The 15,140-nt window shown below is 67.9% G+C and carries 17 protein-coding genes; 3 read left to right on the forward strand and 14 right to left on the reverse strand.

What is annotated here, in order from left to right; translation table 11 throughout:
- The first annotated feature begins 3 nt into the window (after window positions 1-3).
- Entirely contained in the window at window positions 4-1,089 is a 1,086-nt protein-coding gene (locus tag ACYU98_RS02955; protein ID WP_460466697.1) for an ABC transporter substrate-binding protein, read from the forward strand.
- A gap of 132 nt (window positions 1,090-1,221) precedes the next feature.
- Here ACYU98_RS02955 and ACYU98_RS02960 read toward each other — a convergent pair whose 3' ends face one another.
- From ACYU98_RS02960 to ACYU98_RS03000, 9 genes are all read right to left on the reverse strand, one after another.
- A complete protein-coding gene (locus ACYU98_RS02960) occupies window positions 1,222-2,067 on the reverse strand; it encodes an ABC transporter permease (RefSeq protein WP_460466698.1) in 846 nt (281 codons plus the stop codon).
- On the reverse strand, window positions 2,064-2,975 hold the full coding sequence (locus ACYU98_RS02965; RefSeq protein ID WP_460466699.1) for an ATP-binding cassette domain-containing protein: 912 nt from the start codon (window positions 2,973-2,975) through the stop codon (window positions 2,064-2,066). Before ACYU98_RS02965 ends, ACYU98_RS02960 begins: the two co-directional genes overlap by 4 nt.
- 118 nt (window positions 2,976-3,093) lie before the next feature.
- The gene (locus ACYU98_RS02970) at window positions 3,094-3,663 is read right to left on the reverse strand and encodes a hypothetical protein (protein ID WP_460466700.1); all 570 of its coding nucleotides are present in this window, start codon (window positions 3,661-3,663) and stop codon (window positions 3,094-3,096) included.
- Window positions 3,663-4,988 carry a toxic anion resistance protein gene (locus ACYU98_RS02975; RefSeq protein WP_460466701.1) on the reverse strand — a complete coding sequence of 442 codons (1,326 nt, stop codon included), beginning with the start codon at window positions 4,986-4,988 and terminating at the stop codon, window positions 3,663-3,665. Before ACYU98_RS02975 ends, ACYU98_RS02970 begins: the two co-directional genes overlap by 1 nt.
- 116 nt (window positions 4,989-5,104) lie before the next feature.
- Window positions 5,105-6,298 (reverse strand): M20 metallopeptidase family protein, encoded by a 1,194-nt coding sequence (locus ACYU98_RS02980; RefSeq protein WP_460466702.1) that lies wholly within the window; start codon window positions 6,296-6,298, stop codon window positions 5,105-5,107.
- A gap of 16 nt (window positions 6,299-6,314) precedes the next feature.
- A complete protein-coding gene (locus tag ACYU98_RS02985; protein WP_460466703.1) occupies window positions 6,315-7,067 on the reverse strand; it encodes an AIM24 family protein in 753 nt (250 codons plus the stop codon).
- Window positions 7,064-7,750 carry an AIM24 family protein gene (locus ACYU98_RS02990; protein WP_460466704.1) on the reverse strand — a complete coding sequence of 229 codons (687 nt, stop codon included), beginning with the start codon at window positions 7,748-7,750 and terminating at the stop codon, window positions 7,064-7,066. The genes ACYU98_RS02985 and ACYU98_RS02990 overlap by 4 nt, the downstream gene beginning before the upstream one ends.
- A gap of 5 nt (window positions 7,751-7,755) precedes the next feature.
- A complete protein-coding gene (locus ACYU98_RS02995) occupies window positions 7,756-8,379 on the reverse strand; it encodes an AIM24 family protein (RefSeq protein WP_460466705.1) in 624 nt (207 codons plus the stop codon).
- 100 nt (window positions 8,380-8,479) lie between these two features.
- The gene (locus tag ACYU98_RS03000) at window positions 8,480-8,647 is read right to left on the reverse strand and encodes a hypothetical protein (RefSeq protein ID WP_460466706.1); all 168 of its coding nucleotides are present in this window, start codon (window positions 8,645-8,647) and stop codon (window positions 8,480-8,482) included.
- Here ACYU98_RS03000 and ACYU98_RS03005 point away from each other — a divergent pair.
- Window positions 8,627-9,463, forward strand: a complete 837-nt coding sequence (locus tag ACYU98_RS03005; protein WP_460466707.1) for a LysR family transcriptional regulator — start codon at window positions 8,627-8,629, stop codon at window positions 9,461-9,463. The genes ACYU98_RS03000 and ACYU98_RS03005 overlap by 21 nt on opposite strands.
- 55 nt (window positions 9,464-9,518) lie before the next feature.
- On the opposite strand, the gene ACYU98_RS03010 is transcribed toward ACYU98_RS03005, so the two are convergent.
- The 4 genes from ACYU98_RS03010 to ACYU98_RS03025 form a co-directional block, all read right to left on the reverse strand.
- Entirely contained in the window at window positions 9,519-10,529 is a 1,011-nt protein-coding gene (locus tag ACYU98_RS03010; protein WP_460466708.1) for a hypothetical protein, read from the reverse strand.
- Window positions 10,530-10,643: 114 nt separating this feature from the next.
- Complete coding sequence (gene trhO / locus ACYU98_RS03015) at window positions 10,644-11,408, reverse strand: oxygen-dependent tRNA uridine(34) hydroxylase TrhO (RefSeq protein ID WP_460466709.1); 765 nt, start codon at window positions 11,406-11,408, stop codon at window positions 10,644-10,646.
- 304 nt (window positions 11,409-11,712) lie between these two features.
- The gene (gene nagA, locus ACYU98_RS03020) at window positions 11,713-12,834 is read right to left on the reverse strand and encodes an N-acetylglucosamine-6-phosphate deacetylase (RefSeq protein ID WP_460466710.1); all 1,122 of its coding nucleotides are present in this window, start codon (window positions 12,832-12,834) and stop codon (window positions 11,713-11,715) included.
- A 100-nt stretch (window positions 12,835-12,934) separates the two neighbouring features.
- On the reverse strand, window positions 12,935-13,213 hold the full coding sequence (locus tag ACYU98_RS03025) for an acetylxylan esterase (RefSeq protein ID WP_460467404.1): 279 nt from the start codon (window positions 13,211-13,213) through the stop codon (window positions 12,935-12,937).
- Between ACYU98_RS03025 and ACYU98_RS03030 the strand changes: the two genes are divergently transcribed.
- Complete coding sequence (locus ACYU98_RS03030) at window positions 13,124-14,059, forward strand: RICIN domain-containing protein (protein WP_460466711.1); 936 nt, start codon at window positions 13,124-13,126, stop codon at window positions 14,057-14,059. The two genes, ACYU98_RS03025 and ACYU98_RS03030, sit on opposite strands and share 90 nt — an antisense overlap.
- A gap of 205 nt (window positions 14,060-14,264) precedes the next feature.
- On the opposite strand, the gene ACYU98_RS03035 is transcribed toward ACYU98_RS03030, so the two are convergent.
- Window positions 14,265-15,134, reverse strand: a complete 870-nt coding sequence (locus ACYU98_RS03035) for an LLM class flavin-dependent oxidoreductase (protein ID WP_460466712.1) — start codon at window positions 15,132-15,134, stop codon at window positions 14,265-14,267.
- Window positions 15,135-15,140 lie beyond the last annotated feature (6 nt).

A 15,140-nucleotide genomic window follows, 5' to 3' on the forward strand; every position in this document is an offset into this window, starting at 1 on the left:
CTCATGTTCAAACGCACCCTCTCCATCGCCGCCACCGGAGCGCTCGCCTTCGGTCTGGCAGCCTGCGGATCCTCCGGCACCAGCTCGGCCAAGGACTCCGGCGGCAAGGCTCTGCCGACCGTGAAAATGATGGTCGGCGGCATCGACAAACAGATCTACCTGCCCTACCAGTTGGCCCAAAACCTCGGCTTCTTCAAGAAGTACGGCGTGAACATGGTTCTCTCCACGGAGCAGAACGGCGGCGTCGGCGCAGAAGACGCCATGGCCTCCGGGTCGGTCGACATGGCCGGCGCTTGGTATATCCACACCATCGACTTCCAAGCCAAGGGCAAGAAGGTCATCGACATCGTGCAGCTCTCGGGCGCCCCGGGCGAGCGTGAGATGTGCGGCACGAACAGCGGCGTTCACTCAGCAGCCGACTTCAAGGGCAAGAACCTGGGAGTGACCGACCTCGGGTCAGGCACCGATGAGCTGACCCAGTTCCTGGCCGCCCAGCACAACATCACCCACAGCCAGTACCACACGGTGGCGGCCGGAGCCGGAACGACCGCGATCGCCGCCATCCAACGCAAGTCGGCCGACTGCGTGATGACCACCCAGCCCACCGTCGGAGCCCTGGAGAGCAAGAAGCTCGGCTACTCCGCGATCGACCTGGCCACTACCGATGGCGCCAAGTCTGCCCTCGGCGGCGCGTGGCCGGCAGCGTCCATCCTGGTCAAGGCCGACTGGGTGAACAAGCATCAGAAGGAGACCCAAGGGGTTGTCACGGCGATGGTGGCCACGATGCACTGGATCGCCACCCACAGCGCTGCGCAGATCGCGGACAAGTTGCCCGCGGACTTCGTGTCGAACAGCACGATCAGCAAGGCTCAGTACGTCGCCGGGTTGACCTCGGACAAGGGACAGTTCCTGCCGGACGGCATCATGCCTGCGGGTGGGCCGAAGGTCGTGTACGCGATGGAGAAGCAGATCGGTGTCGACACCGCCAAGGTCACCCTTGCGGACACCTTCACCAACAAATATGCCGTCCAGGCGAACAAGACCCTCGGCGAGAAGATGACCACCACGCCGGCCGGTGCCGCCGGCTGACCTCGTACCGAGCCAGGGCGCGCGCCCGACGGATGCGCGCCGCTGGAACAAGCACTCTGGAACGTTTTTGCGGGGCTGAAAGGGTCGAATACCCTTCCAGCCCCGCAACACCATCCAGTGACGGGCTGACCGTCAGGCGTCGCGCCGATCGATCACGACCGCACCGATGACCAGCGCGGCCAGCGCCCAGAGCGCGAGCACGCCCAGCCCGACCCACGGCGAGAGCGAGCCGGGGATCGCGTGGGTCGACATCCCCTGGATGCCGGCGTTCATCGGGAGGTACTTGTTGATGTGGTCCGCCCAGGACTGCGGCAGCTGCTCGCCGAGCAGCGGCAGCACGAGCAGCAGCAGGAACTCCACGGCGATCGAGCCGCCGGTGGACCGGAAGATGAATCCGCAGCCGAGGCCCATCAACGCGACGAGGGTCAGGTAGATCGCCGCACCGAAGACCGCCCGCAGCGCGCCTGGCGAACTCAGCGAGGCGCCGAGGTGGTAGGCGTTCAACAAGTGCTGGCCGAGCAGGAAGGCCACGAACGCCGCCACCAGCGCGCTGACGAAGGTCACCACCGCGACCACGACGCTCTTGCTGGCGACCAGCCCCACCCGCGACGGCGCCGCGGTCAGGGTCGAACGGATCATCCCGGTCGAATACTCCGCGGTGATGAACAGGACGCCCAGTACACCGACCACGAGCTGCGCGAGCATCACCCCGCGCAGACTGAGCAGCGTCGGGTCCAGCGGGCCGCGGTCGAAGCCGCGGTGCTGGGAGATCTCCTGGCCGCGCAGGTGGCTGAACAGCGAGCCGAGTCCGATGGCGATCAGCAGCGCGATGCCGAGGGTGAGCCAGGACGACCGCAGCGAACGGAACTTCACCCACTCCGAGTGCAGCACCCGCGGCACCGACACCCGAGCGTCGCCCGCGAACTGCGAGACGTGGACGCGGTCGGTCGGATCTTCTTGTCGTACAGCCGTGCTCATGATGCTTCCCGCCCGTCATACTCGACCGAGGATCGAGTCAGTTCCATGAAGGCCTCCTCCAGCGTGGGCTGGCGGGCCGTGAGTTCCAGCAGCATCACGTGCTGGTCGAAGGCGACCCGACCGACGACGTCGCTGCTCAGGCCGTGGACAAGCAGGCTGTCGGAACCGCGCTCGGCGAGTGTGCCGCCGGCCTGTTCGAGGGCACTGGCCAGACGCGGCGCGTCCGGGGTGCGCACAAGGACAGCCGCCCCGGGACCGCCTTGCGTGATCTCCGAGATCGTCGAGTCACGGATCAACCGGCCCTGCCCGATCACCACGACGCGCGTCGCCATGAGTGCCATCTCGCTCATCAGGTGCGAGGAGACGAAGACCGTACGGCCCTCCGCGGCCAGTCCGGCGAGCAGGTGACGCATCCACTGGATGCCCTCGGGGTCCAGTCCGTTGACCGGCTCGTCGAGGATCAGGGTGTGCGGATCACCCAGCAGAGCGGCCGCGATCCCGAGCCGCTGGCCCATCCCGAGCGAGAAGCCACCGGCACGGCGGCGTGCCACCGAGCTGAGACCCACCAGTTCCAGCACCTCGTCCACCCGCCGGGCCGGGATGCCGTTGCTCACCGCGAGCGCGAGTAGGTGGTTGCGTGCCGAGCGGGAGGTGTGGACCGCCTTCGCCTCCAGCAGCGCACCGACCTCGATCAGCGGTGCCTTGAGCTTGTGGAACGGTCGACCGTTGATCAGCGCCTCACCGCTGGTGGGAGTGTCCAACCCGAGCAGCATCCGCATGGTCGTGGACTTGCCGGCCCCGTTCGGACCGAGGAAGCCGGTCACCTCGCCGGGACGTACGGAGAAGGACAGGTTGTCGACGGCTCGTTTCCCGTCGTAGACCTTCGTCAGGTTCCGGGCGTCGATCATCGCCCGCTCACAATCGTCATGGTGCGGACGATAGGCCGCCAACCTGGCACTTCACCGCGCGAATCTGTGCGGCGTCCATGCGTTCGCTGACACCCGGCCGGCGGAACGACGCGGGGCCTCAGAGCTCCAGATCCGACTGGGAGAACTTGGTCTCCAGGAACCGGCCGTGAACCTGCAGCGCCTGCAGGTCCCGCTCGCGGCTGGCGTCGGCCAGCTGTTGCACCGACCGGCGCAGGGTGGTCAGCTGCTCGACCAGTTGGTCGTCGGCCCGGGCGAGGTCCTGCTGCCCGGCCACCCGGGAGGCGGCGACGTAGGCGCGGATCGACCCCGGCAGGTAGTCGGTCAGCACCCCGAAGATCGCCACCCGCACTGAGATGTCGAGCATCGCCGCGTCGGGTGAGGTGAGAACCCGGGTGATCGTGTCGGTGACCGACCGCGCCAGCACCACTCCGAGTCCGGGCAGGTTGGCCGCGCTGGTGTTGATCTCCAACACCAGCGCCTGAGTGTGGCGCAGCAGGGAGGGAACGTCGTCGCCGACCGGTGGGGGCGGGGCGGCCTGAGCCGAGCCACCGCGTCCGCCACGCAACGCCTGCTCCCGGGCACGATCGGATCCGACCGCGCCCCGGGCGGCCTGACCGACCGGCCCGGGGTGTGCGTTCGGATCAAAGAGCCGCGAGAGCAGCCCCATTACTTGCCGGGGTAGGGCGGCTGCTCGCCCTGACGCGGAGCCTGCGGCTGCACGCCCTGGGGCAACTGCCCCTGCTGCTGGTTGCCGGACTGCAGCGGCTGGAACTTCGCCGACGTCGTCGCGTCGATGCCGGAGTTGCGCAACGACCGCTCCAGGTAGGGCTTGGCGCGTTCGACCTGGCCCTCCAGCGCGGTGATGGTCTGCGCCATGTTCTGCGTCGCCTGCGACCGGAAGGAGTCGATCGCGTCCATCGTCTGGAAGACGTTGTCGAACGCGCGCTGCAGCTTGTCGATCTCGATGGTGCTGGAGGCCGCCTGCTGGTGGATCTCCGCACCCTGGGTCTTCAGCTGCTCGCTGGTCTTCTCGATCAGGCTCGAGGTGGTGGAGTTCAGCGCGGTGATCTGGTCGAGCACGATCTTCTGCTGGCTCAGCGCCTGGCTGACGATGACCGCCGTACGCAGCGCTGCGACCGTCGTGGTCTGCGCCCGGTCGACGCCGCGGATCAGCTCGTTGTTGTTCTTGCGCACCAGATCGAGCGCCAGGTAGCCCTGAACGGCCACAGCCATCTGGGTCATGATGTCCTGCCGGCGCTGGCGCACCGCGAACAGCACGTCGGACTTCATGATCTGGGCGTCTTCGGTGCGGCCCTCGGCCTCGAGGCCGGCAATCTTGCCCTCAACGGCCTTATCGAGCGCGGTGGCCAGTTGGTTGTATTCGCCCAACTTCTGCATCGCGGTCCACATGTTGGTGCGCTCGACGTCGATCGAAGCGTTGTCCTTGCGCAACTCATCCTGACCACCGGCCAGGCTGCGGATGATCGCGTCGATGTGGCTCTGGGCCGACTGGTATTTCTGGAAGTAGTTCTCGATCTTGTTGCTGCCCGGGATCCACTTCAGGACCTTCTTGGCGCCCTTCAGATCGGCGCGGTTCGGGTCGAGGTCGGTGATCGTGCGGCGCAGGTCGATCAACGTTCCGGAGACCTTCGTCTGCGCGGAATCCTTGCCACCCTGGGCGGCCGGTCGCTGCAGCATCCGGTTCGACACCTCGGAGGACTTGCGGATCTCGCTGTCGCCCATGAGCACGATCGAGTTCACCTTCTCGGTGAAACCCGGCGACTTCATGTCCATCGAGGTCAGGTCCTGAACATAAGCCTGGGCCTTTTGGTCAATTTCGGACTGCGCCTGCTCATTGACCGGCACCGCCTGCACAGCCTGGGTTTGTTCAACCACGGCTACCGGAGCGGGCGCCTCGAGCACGAGGCCGCCAGCGGGCGGGTTCTGGGTTGCGGGCTTGGTCGGCTGGCCACCGAGGTCAAGGTCGGACATGTCGTGCCTCTCCGTTTTTGGTCGCGCGCAAGGGGCATCCCCCACTGTTCGTCACTCTAGGCGCAACGACCGACAGGCTGGTTCCACTCCCGAACCGCACGGTTCTTCCCGCGCGATCAGACAGCGCAGCGCCGCAGCGCCATTTCGGCCAGCCAGGCGCTCGCCTGCCAGAGGTATTGGTCGTCGAACGCGGCGCGCGGCGAGTGGTTGTCGGGTGCTGTCTCCGGATCGCCCGGGCAGGCGCCCAGAAAGAGATAGGCGCCGGGCACCTGTTCGAGCACGAACGAGAAGTCCTCCGCGCCCATCTCCGGGTTCGGCCGCTCGCTGTAAGCCTCCGGCCCGAACAGGTCAGTCAGCGCCTGCACCGCCCGGTCAAATTCGGTCGCGTCATTGATCGTCGGCGGATACGACTCGACGACCCGGGCCGTCGCGGTCAGCCCGTGAGCCGACGCGATCCCCTCCGCCAACTGGATCACCTTCTCCCGCAAGGAGACCCGGTTCTCCTGCGAGAGCGTACGAAGGGTTACGTCGAGTTCGGCGAAGTCCGGGATGATGTTCGATTTGGTGCCTGCGGCCACCCGCCCGACGGCGGCCACCACTGGGTCGAACGGGCTGAACCGGCGCGTCACCAGCGTCTGGATCGCAAGCGCGATTTCACACGCGATCGGGACGGGGTCGATCGCATCCCAAGGCTGCGAGCCGTGACCGCCCGCTCCCTCGACCTTGATCAACACGTCCTCAGCCGCGGCCATCGTTGCGCCGCGGTTCCCGGTCCACGTTCCGGCCGGGACCTCCGCCGCCGCGACATGCAGGGCGTACGCAGCCTCCACCGGTCGGCCCGCCACGTCCAGCAGCCCTTCGGCCAGCATCGGCTCCGCCCCTCCTGGGCCTTCCTCGGCCGGCTGGAACATCAGCACCACGTCGCCGGCCAGCTCCTCGCGCAGCTCGCACAGGATGCGGGCCGCGCCGACGAGTCCGGCGATGTGCAGGTCGTGGCCGCAGGCGTGCATGACCCCCGGGTGGGTGGAGGCGTAGTCGAGGTCGGTGAGCTCCTGCACCGGCAACGCGTCCATGTCGCCGCGCAGCAGCACGACCGGTCCGTCGCTGCGCTTCCCGCCGCGGATGACGCCGACCACCGCGTCGAGGGTGTCGCTCTGGTGGATCTCGATCGGCAGCCCGGCGAGCGCCTCTAGCACCTTCGCCTTGGTCAGCGGCAACCGCAGACCGAGTTCGGGGATCTGGTGGAACTCCCGACGCAGGGCGCGCAGGTCGTCGCTGAACCGGTGGGCGAGATCGATCGTCGAGGTCACGCGCCGAGCGTACGCGTCACCGGTTCTGGCCCTGCTGGGCCGCGATCGTCTGCTGCAGCGCCGCGAGTCCCGGCGGGGAGACGAGCGGCAACTGCTGCTGGATGTCGCGGACGATCCGGTGGTCCTCGATCACCTTCTCGCTGCTCTGGATGAGCACGGTGCCGGCACCGGTGAAGTCGTACTGGCGCTCCTCACCGGAGTTGACGCCCATCATCGCGGCGCCCGCCGCCAGGAAGCTGCCGATCCAGTGCTGGTCGTAGTGCAGCGACGGCGACGGGCAGTCGGCCCACCCGACCAGCGCCTCGGGGTCGACGCGCACCGGCGGCTCGGCGAACATGACCGGTCCGTTGCTGGACGCGAGGAACGTGCCGGTGCCGATGAGGGTGAGGAAGCCCGGCACGATCGACTGGTTGAGCTGGATGCCCGGCTCGAAGGCCAGCAGGTTCGCCGCCCGTACGGTCAGGTTCCCGTCGTCGAGGTCGTAGCTGTTGATCGTGTAGCCGCGGTCGCCGATGATCAGCGTCCCGTGGCCCTCGGCGACGACGAAGTCCTGCTGGTACATCGGCGCGCTGAAGGTGCCCGAGACCAGGTGCATCAACTGCCCGGACAGCCCTGCCACCAGCGCGTGGAAGTTCGCCTGGCCGTAGTACGCGATCATCGCGCCCTTGCTCATGAACCACGGCCGGTCGAGAGTCAGGTGGTAGGCGTACTCGTTGCCGGGGACGTTGTCGTTCCCCTGCAGGTCGCCGGGGTTCAGAACTCTGCTCACAGCTTCTCCTCCGAGGCCTGGACCAGGACCACACCCTGGCCGGTGCACTGCAACTGCATCGCTTCGCCGCTGCCGCGACCCACCGCGTCGCGCCAGCTCAGCGCGCTGCTCAGCTGGGTCTGCACGGCACCGATCGTGCCGACGAACGCCTGCGGATCCACCACGACAGGACCCGCGCCCACCGGGAGCTCGATCAGCTCCCCGTGGGCGAGCAGCACCACGGCACCCACGCCCTGCAGCTGGGTGGTGAACATCCCCGTACCGGTCAGGGCGCCCGAGGCCGCGCCGCGCAGCGCACCCCGCAGACCGCCGCCCCCGCCACCCTGCTGCGACTGGGTGGAGACGATCGACGCCTGCATCCCGGAGGTGTACGCCAGCACCCGCGACATCTCGGCCGTCACCTGGCCGCCCTGCGGCAGGTCAACGACGTGGACCGCGAGCCCCTTGTAGCCGTAGTGCACCTCGCCGCTGCCCTGGGCGATCATCGTGCGCTCGTGCTCGCCGCGCATCATCGAGCCGACCATGCCGCCGAACGCGCCGGGCGCACCACCGGCACCGGGCACCTGATGAGGTGCGAACGCGACCTGACCGGAGTAGAAGAGCATCGCGCCGCGGCGGGCGACGATCGGACCCGCCTGCCCTAGCTGCACGGAGACGACCTTGCTGTTGACCTTCTGGAACATCCCGGTCACCTCTCCGCCGGCTGGATCGAGACGACACCCTGGCCCTGCCAGCGCAGGGAGAAGGCCTCGCCGCCGCCCTGCCCGACGGCGGAGCGCCAGGAGACGTCGGTGACGAACGACTGCTGCAGCTGACCCTTGGCCGCCACGAAGGCGTCGGGGTCGACGACCAGCGGCAGGTTCGGGTTGACCTCGAGGTGGATCAGCGGGCCGCCGGCGCTGAGCAGCGCCACCTGGCCGGTGCCGGTGACGGTCGTGGTGAACAACCCCTGACCGCTGCTCATCCCGCTGACGCCGGAGAACTGCACGTCGGTCTGCAGGTCGCCGGCCAGCGCCAGGATCTGGCGGCTCTCGACCCGCATCGTCTCGTTCGTCAGCTGCAGCACCGTGACGTACTGCGCGTTCACGGCGAACTGCACTAGTCCGTCGCCGGTGCACTCCATCAGCGAGATCGACTCACCGGTGGCGCGCTGCTTCAGTCCCGCGAGAACGCCGGCCCCACCTCCGAAGCCGGCGTTCTTGAACTGGACGTTCCCCTGATAGGAGACCATCGATCCGCTGATGGCCCGTACTGATGATTTCTGCAGTCGCGCTTCGACGATGCGCGACGAGCGTGCGACGAGTTCGCCCACTCTTCCTCCCGGGTCTGTGTGTGACGGCTGGTGACGGTCCGCGCCGTACGACGAACCTAGGGGGAGTGGCGTTCCCGCCAACGGTGATCGGCGTGAGCGATCACGGGAGAGTGGACAGCAGGCGGTGCTGGAGGTACTCCTGCACCCGCCACTGGTGGACGATCTCGGCCCACCCGCGTCGGGCCGACCGGGCCAGCAGGATGTAAACCGTCTCCGGGTCTTCCGCGCCGTTGTCGCCAGCGGATCCGTGGGGGCCGCTGCCAACCATTTGGGTTACACCCCTTCGGCGGTGAGTCAGCATTTGGCGGCGCTGCAGAAGGAGACGAAGCTGAGCCTGGTCGAGCGCAGTGGCCGGGGCATCGTTCCGACCGCTGCTGGTCTTGAACTCGCCACTCGCAGTGAGGAACTCATGGGTTCGCTCGCTCGATTGGACGGCTTTATCGAGGACCTGCGGGCCGGGCGAACAGAGACCGTCACCGTCTCGACGTTCGCCTCCGCCGGCGAGGAGTGGATGCCGTCGGTCGCCGCCACCGTGATGCGCGAGTTCCCAGCGGTGCAGTTCGCGTTTCGGCTCAACGAGAACGGCGTGCTGCCGCCCCAAGCTCCGGACATCGAGCTCCGGACCGAGGTTCCGGGGAGCGATCCGACCCGTTTGGAGGGCTACGAACGCCACCTGCTGACCACCGAGCCCTACGTCGTGCTCATGTCGGCCGATCACCCCCTCGCCGGCCAGGCGGAGGTGCGGCTCGCCGACCTCGCGCAAAGCGCCTGGATCGATGATGACCCGGCGCGCACAAACTGTGGCGTCATCGTCGAGAGATCCGCCCGCTCAGCGGGTTTCACGCCCCGATTCGTGGCGCAGGCCGGCGACCACCACACAGCGATCGCCTTTGTTGCGGCCGGTATCGGCGTCGCAGTCATACCTGATCTCGCCGCGCGGCATCTCCCCGCTGGCGTGGTTGCCCGACCGGTGGTCGATCCGGCGCCGCAGCGCCGCATCGTCGCGTTTGTGCATCGTCAGACGCTGCTTCACCCCGCTGGTCGCAGGATCCTCCAACTGCTGGAGCAGCACTGCCCCAATTGATCACCAACTGCGCGGGATGGGTGACGAATCACCCAGCCCCGCAACAGGTTTGGCCTCAGAAGGCGTACGGAACTCGGGTCCAGGACAGTACGTCCCTGGCGGTCGGCTTGTTGATGGTGACCCGCAACCAGTCCTTGTTGTTGTTCGAACCGTCGACGGTCACCCGCTCGAGGTTGGTCACCGGTGTCGTCACGCTGTAACGCTCCAGCCACGGCGATCCGGCCGCCAAGGGGTGGTCGGAGTTGTAGATGTGGCTGTCGCCGTTGAACAGGTAGACCTGCCCGTCATAGGCATTCGACTCCTTGACCAGCGCCTGCACGAACGGGGTGAACGCCGAGATGTCTTCGGGGGTCGGCGTATACGTCGGGTCGAACATGTCGGCCTGGATCATCACCGACACCGCACGGTCGTTGCGCTTCTTCGCATCGGCGAAGGTGCTGCGCAGCAACGAGATCGCGTTGCCCATCCGCAACTGCTCGGCCGAGACCTGCTCGGGCGTTGCGGTGGTGTTGCCGGTCCACGGCTGCAGTCCGTTGTTCGATCCAACGATGTTCAAGGCGGCGAACGAGACGCCGCCGGCCCGCCAGGCGTGGTTCTCCGGCGATCCCTGCGCAGCTTGCGACTGCAACTTCATCGGCTTGCCGCCCAGGGACTGGTTCGGCTGCGCGAAGAACGTCGAGCGGATCGTGCTGAGGCGCTCGAGCGGGTTGTAGGCACCGTTGTTGGGGCGGTGGCAGTCGGTCCACTCGTTGTCGCCGACGGTGTAGATGAACGGCTTCGCGAAGGTGTCGACGTCAGCCTTGATCAGGTTGAAGTAGTCGTTCGAGCAGACCGTCGAGCCGTTCTTGATGTCACCGAGGTGGGTGGTGAAATGCAGGTCCCGGTCACCGTTGATCTGCTGAATCCAGGCTGGGAACTTGGCGACCTGATCGGCGCCGTAGGGCACGTCACCAATGACGGCGAAGGTATAGGTGGACTGTCCGTTCGGGGCAGCATGGGCGGCGCCGACGGTGGGGATGGCGAGAGCGAGCGCGGCGGCCGTGCCAGCCAGAATGCGATGACGCATGAGTTTCCTCGGTTTCGAGAGACGGGGTAAGGCAGCCTCCCGCGCCCGGCGCCCTCCACGGGTGACCGTGAACTGACGAACAGGCGAACAGACGAACAAACCTTGAAGGGGAGCTCAGCCGTCGACTTCGCTGCGGTCGCGCCCCACATCGCGCAGCTGGGTGTCGAGCGTGACGCGGTTGTCGAACACGAAACACTCACCTTCGAAGTCCGCATCCGCGTCGGGGACCTGCGCGAAATAGTTCAGGATCCCGCCCTGCAACTGGTGGACCTGCAAACCCAGGTCCTGCATCCACGGGCTCGACTTCTCACACCGGATCCCACCAGTGCAATACATCGCCACCTGCTTGCCCTCGGCCCGCCACTGCGGGGCGTGCTGCGTCACGAACTCCCGGAAGTCGCGGAAGTTCACCACGCCCGGGTCGACCGCTCCGCGGAAGCGGCCCACCTCGTACTCAAACGAATTGCGGTTGTCGATCACCACGACGTCGTCGCGGTCGATCAGCTCGCGCCATTGCGCCGGCGGTACGTCCGTGGCGGCCACGTCGTCGACCCGGGACGGCATGTCCAGGCCATCGACGCCCAGCGGCACGATCTCCTGTTTGGCCTTGATCATCAGGCGGGAGAACGGGACTCGTTCGTACACGGTCTGTTTGTAGGTGATGCCGTCGAACACGACGCCAGCCAGCGGGTCCGCGGCCGCCTCGTCGACGAACCGCGCGACGCGCTCGTCGGGAGCGGCCAGCATTCCGTTCACGCCCTCGGCGGCGACCAGCACCGTGCCGAGCATGCCGTCGGTCAGCTCGCGCAGACGGTCGCAGACGGCGGCGACGTCGTCGATGCGGACGAAGCGGTAGAAGGCGAGGTGGGTCCCGGTCACCGGTCCATGGTGCCAGGGCCGAGCCGTACCCGCTGTCGGCAGGTGTTCGTCCCCTTGTCCCGGTACTGGATGACACCGGGCTCACCGGCAGCTGACAACTCGGCGCGTCGACAAGAGATTGTTTCCGAAATATTTTGTTAGGGATCGAAAGCATGTAGTTATACCTGACCCTCGGCGGCAACCGGGCCTACGTCAACGGCGGACCGACCGACCGTTGGCTGTTCACCGGCGACATCCTCGGCGTCACCGTCACCGACGGATAGGACGGGCGGCGGGGGCGGTGCGGCCCCCGCCGCCGCTGCCCTCAGGACAGGTCGGTGGGCACGCGCTCGAACGACCCGTCGGCGGCGAGGTGCAGTAGGTCGGCGCGCGCTCCCGGCACGATGCGTCCGCTGCCGGTCAGCCCGACCGCGGTGGCCGGGGCGATGGTGGCCGCGCGGATGGCCGCTGCGAGTGGGATGCCGTCGGTGACCGCCCGGCGTACGGCGTCGTCCATGGTGAGCGTGCTGCCGGCGAGGCCGCCGGAGTCGGTCAGTCGAGCGGCTCCGTCGACGACCGTGACCGCGAGGCCGCCGAGCTCGTACACGCCGTCGGGGAGGCCGGTGGCGCTCATCGCGTCGGTGACCAGCACCGTACGGTCGCCGATCGTGCGGTGGACGGTGCGCACGATCGCCGGGTCGAGGTGGATCCCGTCGTTGATCAGCTCGCACCACAACGAGGCGTCGAGGGCGGCTACCGGCGGGCCGGGTTCGCGGTGGTGGATCGGGCGCATCCCGTTGAACAGGTGGGTCGCGACGGTGGCGCCGGCGTCGAGGGCCGGGCGGCACTGGTCGTACGTCGCGTCGGTGTGGCCGATCGCAACGACGACCCCGGCCCGGCGGGCAGCACGGATCAGGTCGACCGCGCCGGGCAGTTCCGGCGCGACGGTGATCATCCGCAGCTTGCCGCGAGCCGCCTCGACCATGCGGTCGAAGGCGGCGACGTCGGGGTCGACGAGGTGAGCCGGGTTCTGCGCGCCGCAGCGAGCGGCCGAGAGGAACGGTCCCTCCAGGTGGGCGCCGGCCACGACGCTGTCACCGGCTTCGACCACGTCGGCGATCACGGCGAGCTGTCGGCAGAGGTCGTCGACCGGCGCGGTCACCAGGGAGGCGAGCATGGCGCCGGTGCCATGGGCCGCGTGGTGGGCGGCCGCGGTCCGTACGGCGTCGGCATCGGCCGAGGCGAAGTCGCCGCCTCCTCCCCCGTGGCAGTGGATGTCGACGTACGCGGGCGCGAGGGTGCCGTCGTACGAGATGTCGGGCGCCCCGGGTGCCGGACCGTGACCGACCTCGGTGACGCGGCCGTCATCGACCCGCACCCACCCCTCACTCACGACGCCGTCGTCGGTGGAGGTTCCGGTGATCAGCTGCTGCGCGTGGAGGAGCATCAGGTGGTCCGGGTGACCTTGTGCAGACCGCGCGGGCGGTCGGGGTCGGAGGTGCCGCGGACCGCTATCAGATGGCCGGGTCCGGTCGTACGGTCCCCGCTCATGCCCACTGCTCCTGCAGCCACTGGATCGAGGCGATCTCGCTGTCGGCCGCGCCGCCTTCGTGTTCGTTGTACGGGTAGATGTCGAGCTCCTTGGGTCCGCGGTAATGGTGGTGGGCGGCGAAGACGCCGGAAGGCGGGCAGATCGGATCCATCAGTGCCACCGAGAAGCGCGCCGGCACGGTCGCGTGGGCGGCCAGGGTGGTCCCGTCGACGTGGTCGATGGTGCGCAGGGCCTGCTCGGCGCTCGACCGGTGGGTCCGGACGAAGGCCAGCAGTTCGGCGTACGGAGCGCGGTCGGTAAGACGCCGCCAACCTCACCACTATTCGTCATGGACATCACCTACAACGCCTACCTCGGCCTGTACATCGGTGAGCCGCAGGGCGTCGATCAGAGCGGCAATGCACCGCAGGAGATCTACGCCACTGACAACCTGGCAACCCCCAAGTGGAAGCTGATCGGAGACACCGGCAGCTATACGACAGCCTCCTGGTACCGCTGGTTCCTCGACACCGCCAACGCATCGAGCTCGGCGATTGTGGGCAGGAGCTTCCGGATGTACTGCTCGTTCGGCTGCTCCAATGGTGCCGACAGCGAGTACGCGAACGTGGCGATCGACACCACCGCACCCGCTCGACCGGTGGATACCGCTGCGACGTACCGGATCTCGGCCCACGGTTGGCTGCTTTCGCAGCAGCCCGGAGGCAGTGCAACGACGTCGGTCCGTAAGAGCGCTGGTCTCAGCTCGTGGCGGTTCGTCGCCGAGGGCGACGGGTCGTACCGCATCGTCAACGCCGCGACGGGTGGTCTGCTCGGCGTCGACTCACGCTCTACTGCTAATCGCGCCTGGGGGACAAAGCCAACGGTCACGCCCGCGGGCACCGCCGCCACCGTGGGCCAGCAATGGTGGGTTCTGCCCAGCACCTCGCCTATCGACGGAGCCGCGACCGGCACGGTTCGCATCGTCAACCGCTACAGCGGTCTGGTGATCTCCGTGCCCGGTGGTCCGGGGCAGGCCGTGGTAACAACGCCGATCCGGTCGTGGACGGGCCGCACCGCTGGCCAGCATGGCAAGCCGCAGTCGGCCGAGCAGCAGACCCTGTCGCTTGAGCCAACGAACTGAGCCGGATGAGACCAGCTGGGAAGAACAGGTCGCGGATGTCGTGTTCGTTGGACCGGGTGCGGTTGACCGTGGCTAGGCGGATGTCTGCCTAATCCCATGCGATAGGCACGCCGAGGTGACTCGCCCGCCCGTACGCGATCAGCCGCGCCGCCGGATCCGCGCCCGGACCCAGCGGCGGGTCACCCCGGAGGGCAGTAGTCGGGCGTCACCGCAGCTGCGGCAACAGTCCGGCGACCTCCTCCAGCGTCTCGACCGACCCGGCGTACGGGCCGCCCGGGCGCGGCCAGTGGGTGATCAGGTCGGTGAAGCCCAGCTCGCCGGCGCGGCCGACCATGTCGACGAACCGGTCCCGGGACGTCAGCGAGAACTCGTGGCCGGCGTCCAGGTTCAGGTAGCGCGGGAAGTGCTCGCCGCTGCGGCCGGCCTTGTCCAGTGCGTCGTCGAGCCGTCCGCTCAGCTCGCGCAGCGACGCCCACCACTGCTCCTGGTCGTCGCCCTTGATGCCGGTGGTGACCCAACCGGCGCCGAGTTGCACCGCCAGCCTTAGGGAGCGGGGTCCGTTGCCGGCCATCACGAACGGCGTACGGGGCTGCTGCACCGGTCCGGGCGCGGTGTTCAGGTGTCGGATGACGTACCACTCGCCTTCATGGTCGACGACCGGTTCGGTCAGCAGCCGGTCGAGCAGCCGCACGAACTCCTCGAACCGGTCGACGCGCTGCTTCACGGTCAGCTCCGGGCCGCCCAGGATGCGCGAGTCGAGGTCGCCTCCGGTGCCCAGGCCGAGCAGCAGACGGCCACCGGAGACGTCCTCCAGCGCGGTGATCTCCCGCAGAAAGGCCCCCGGGTGTCGGAAATTGGGTGAGGCGACGAACATGCCGAGTTTGATCCGCTCGGTGACCGTCGCCGCCGCGGTGAGGGTGGTCGTCGCGGAGAACCAGGGGGATTCCGGCAGCCCGGCCCAGGTGATGTGGTCGTAGGTCCATCCATGGTCGAAGCCGAGCACCTCGGCCCGACCCCAGAGGTCCTTGGCGTGGGACCAACGGTGTTCGGGCAGGATCGTGATTCCGAAGCGCATGGGTTA

Source organism: Calidifontibacter terrae, assembly GCF_054778835.1.

Coding starts and splice junctions, on each gene's coding strand:
- ACYU98_RS02955 (WP_460466697.1), top strand. CDS start 4: ATGTTCAAACGCACCCTCTCCATCGCCGCCACCGGAGCGCTCGCCTTC.
- ACYU98_RS02960 (WP_460466698.1), bottom strand. CDS start 2,067: ATGAGCACGGCTGTACGACAAGAAGATCCGACCGACCGCGTCCACGTC.
- ACYU98_RS02965 (WP_460466699.1), bottom strand. CDS start 2,975: ATGATCGACGCCCGGAACCTGACGAAGGTCTACGACGGGAAACGAGCC.
- ACYU98_RS02970 (WP_460466700.1), bottom strand. CDS start 3,663: ATGGGGCTGCTCTCGCGGCTCTTTGATCCGAACGCACACCCCGGGCCG.
- ACYU98_RS02975 (WP_460466701.1), bottom strand. CDS start 4,988: ATGTCCGACCTTGACCTCGGTGGCCAGCCGACCAAGCCCGCAACCCAG.
- ACYU98_RS02990 (WP_460466704.1), bottom strand. CDS start 7,750: ATGTTCCAGAAGGTCAACAGCAAGGTCGTCTCCGTGCAGCTAGGGCAG.
- ACYU98_RS03000 (WP_460466706.1), bottom strand. CDS start 8,647: ATGGTTGGCAGCGGCCCCCACGGATCCGCTGGCGACAACGGCGCGGAA.
- ACYU98_RS03010 (WP_460466708.1), bottom strand. CDS start 10,529: ATGCGTCATCGCATTCTGGCTGGCACGGCCGCCGCGCTCGCTCTCGCC.
- nagA (WP_460466710.1), bottom strand. CDS start 12,834: ATGCTCCTCCACGCGCAGCAGCTGATCACCGGAACCTCCACCGACGAC.
- ACYU98_RS03035 (WP_460466712.1), bottom strand. CDS start 15,134: ATGCGCTTCGGAATCACGATCCTGCCCGAACACCGTTGGTCCCACGCC.